Consider the following 652-nt stretch of genomic DNA (forward strand, 5'->3'; position numbering starts at 1 on the left):
CGGATGGCACGGCGCACGGCTTTGCCTTTATGCGAGCCGAGGTTGTCCATGACGACGATGTCGCCGGGCTTGAGGGTGGGGACGAGAACCTTGTCAACGTAGAGCTGGAAGCGTTCGCCGTTGATTGGTCCGTCGATGAGCCATGGCGCATCGACGCGGTCATGGCGCAATGCCGCCAGGAAGGTCATGGTCTTCCAGTGGCCGTGCGGCACCTTGGCCTTAAGGCGCTGGCCGCGCGGTGCCCAGCCCCTGAGCGGGGCCATGTTGGTCTTGGTCCAGGTTTCGTCGATGAAGACCAGGCGGGTGGGATCGATCCGACCTTGGTACTGAACCCACTGCGCCCGCCGCCGCGCGACATCGGGGCGATCCTGCTCGGCTGCGATCAGCGTCTTTTTTTGTGAGACAGCTTCTCCTCGTGCACGAACTCCCACACCGAGCGGTAGTCGACCTTCAGGCCGCGCTCACCCAGTTCGGCGACAAGGCCGCGCAAGGTGAAGTCCTTTTCCCGGCAGCGCTCGACAAGCCAGTCGCGCCACGCTCCCGATATCTTCTTGGGCTTGTAACCGCCCACTTGGCTGGGCGCCACGCTGCCGGTCTGTTCCACACGCTTCAGCCACTCAATGGCCGCGCTATAGCTGACACCAAATCGAGC

Annotated in this window: 1 pseudogene; it reads right to left on the reverse strand. The window is 63.5% G+C overall.

Going from position 1 to position 652, the window contains the following annotated elements:
- Nucleotides 1–652 (reverse strand): annotated as a pseudogene (locus tag NKH03_RS34890) (IS630 family transposase); the annotation flags it as partial.

Origin of the sequence: Mesorhizobium sp. M1406 (genome assembly GCF_040317555.1) — a bacterium.
GTDB lineage: Bacteria > Pseudomonadota > Alphaproteobacteria > Rhizobiales > Rhizobiaceae > Mesorhizobium.